The sequence below is a fragment of the Stieleria mannarensis genome (genome assembly GCF_014154935.1).
GTDB classification, from domain to species: Bacteria; Planctomycetota; Planctomycetia; order Pirellulales; family Pirellulaceae; genus Stieleria; species Stieleria mannarensis.
In genome coordinates this window covers 1-2,022 of the sequence record NZ_JACEHH010000123.1, presented here as the reverse complement: position 1 = coordinate 2,022, position 2,022 = coordinate 1, and the positions used below count along the sequence as shown (strand labels likewise).

General features: G+C 56.6%; 3 protein-coding genes. 2 read left to right on the top strand and 1 reads right to left on the bottom strand.

All coding sequences use genetic code 11. The features are described from left to right. On the top strand, positions 1 to 901 hold a 901-nt coding region (locus H1B37_RS32610), incomplete at its 5' end, for a lamin tail domain-containing protein (RefSeq protein ID WP_220498488.1). A gap of 47 nt (positions 902 to 948) precedes the next feature. On the opposite strand, the gene H1B37_RS32605 is transcribed toward H1B37_RS32610, so the two are convergent. After that, on the bottom strand, positions 949 to 1,128 hold the full coding sequence (locus H1B37_RS32605; protein WP_182871451.1) for a hypothetical protein: 180 nt from the start codon (positions 1,126 to 1,128) through the stop codon (positions 949 to 951). A gap of 311 nt (positions 1,129 to 1,439) precedes the next feature. Here H1B37_RS32605 and H1B37_RS32600 point away from each other — a divergent pair, with 311 nt between their 5' ends. After that, positions 1,440 to 1,883 carry a hypothetical protein gene (locus tag H1B37_RS32600; RefSeq protein ID WP_182871450.1) on the top strand — a complete coding sequence of 148 codons (444 nt, stop codon included), beginning with the start codon at positions 1,440 to 1,442 and terminating at the stop codon, positions 1,881 to 1,883. The last annotated feature ends 139 nt before the right edge of the window (positions 1,884 to 2,022 follow it).

Here is a 2,022-nt window from a genome sequence, read left to right as displayed (position 1 = left end):
GGACGACGGCACACTGGCTCCAATGGGGGCGCCTGATCCATCAATGCAGGTAGCAAATCTGCAGTCAGATTCGAAAATTTTGATTTCGGGTGGTTTGAAGGGCCGACCGGGTGTTGATCGATTGGGGGAGATGGGGGATATTCTCCGCCGACTGACTGGGGCGCCGTACACCTCAATACTCATTCGGATGGAGCCAATGCTTGCTCGCTCGTTTCAATTTTTGGTTTTGGTCGCGTTGCTGTTCGGCGCAGCGAACGCTCATGCGGGGTTGATCATCACTGAAGTGATGTATTATCCAGAGGGTGGAGAAGACTTCGAGTATGTCGAACTTTATAATACGGGGGCAGAGGTTGATCTCTCTAACTACCGTTTGACGAATGGGGCGACTGGCATCGACTTTGGCAGTCTGTCTGGGACGCTCGCAATGGGAGAGACGATCGTCCTTTTTAATGACAACTTAGGTTCATTCTCCGATTTCTCCTGGTCACCCGCTCCTGCGAAACCGATTCGTTCATTGGCCGTCACCGATTGGCAATCGTTGAATCCGCTTTTGGATTCGCCCAGTTTGGAGCTGACGGAAATCATTCCAGTGGATCCATTGGCTCCCGACAATTTTGCCATCTATGATTTCGACAACGACTGGAGTGACGGATGGCCGGACGAGCAGTTGGGGCACAGCATTTCGTTGATCGATCCGACTGACGTTAGTCCTGGGAATTGGGCCTTGTCGGATCCTCTCTTCGGTGTGCCGCTGCTTTCATCCGAGGATAGTGGGATTGGTTCGCCTGGATACCAGGTCTTTCCGGTGGCGGCACCTGCTGCTCCGGAACCGGCTTCCGTTGCGATTTTTGCCGTCTTCATGGCTGCATCGGCCGGAATGCGACGACGCCGATCGCGCTGAAGTATTCAGGCGGAACGCGCTGCAGTACGCCGGGTGTTTTGATCTGGTCAGGGCACTTGGATTTGGCCGCGGCGTTGCTCGGTTTGCGTTCCGGGAATCGTGCCCGGCGTGGTGCGTGCCGCAGGATGATTGGTGGCATCGTGTCGAAGTCGTTCCGGGGCTAGCGACGATTGCCGATGGGGTTGTTTCCCGATCGTCTTGTCTCCAAGGCTCTTCCTCTTCGTCATCGTTCTGCTTCTCCACCCCAGCAAGCTGTGTTTCCAACAAGATTTTGGTGAAAAGGCGGGCATTTCGGTTTGCGCGGCGTGCGGGCCGAGTCAGAGTGTGAAAACCCATTTCCCATTCTGGCCGGAGTATGCGAAGCTGGTCGTGTACTGGGTTTGTGCGTGAGGAGCGCGTGCCGAGATGCTAGCGGAAGCGTGAGCGAGCGGCCTGTGGGGTTAATCTGCGACCAGCGGGGGCCACTCGCTTATGCGTCGTGCTCGCATGCTCACGTGCGGCAAGCGTCGCCATTTCCACCTTTTACTGAGAGCGGTGAATGATGAAAGTTCCTTTATCCCTGGTCGGTGTCGGCCTGATCGCTTTGTTAGTTGTCTGCCTAACGAGTCAACTGAGCGCGCAAACCGGATCGCAGGATAAGTCCGGTTCCAAGGCGAAGTCGGCCGACGAAGTCCCCCGCGCGGCGCTGTTGACCGAGCGTGGGCGACAGTTGGCCGAAGAACTGCGGATGCTCAAACGCAGCCGCGATTCGATGGGCGCCAAGCATCCGACGCTGCCGTTGGTCAACCAGAAGATCGAGGCGATTGAGGAGCAATTGGAAGCCTGGGAACCGGCCATCGGCGAGCCGCCGCCGAATCCGTTTCACCCCGATCAGGAATCCAAACCGCAGATGAATGACTACGACCTGCGGCAGATCGTCATCCGGCTATCCAAACGCGTGGAGTCGCTCGAGAAACGGGTCGCAGAGTTGGAAGGAAAGTAAATGCTAGCGGAAGCGTAAGCGAGCGGCACGTGGGGGTGGTGCGTCGGAAGAAGGCAGAATGATCCGGGGCAGAATGATGGAGAAGGGGCAAAACAATGGGGGCAAAATAATGGGTCGAAAATGCTAGCGGGAAGCGTTA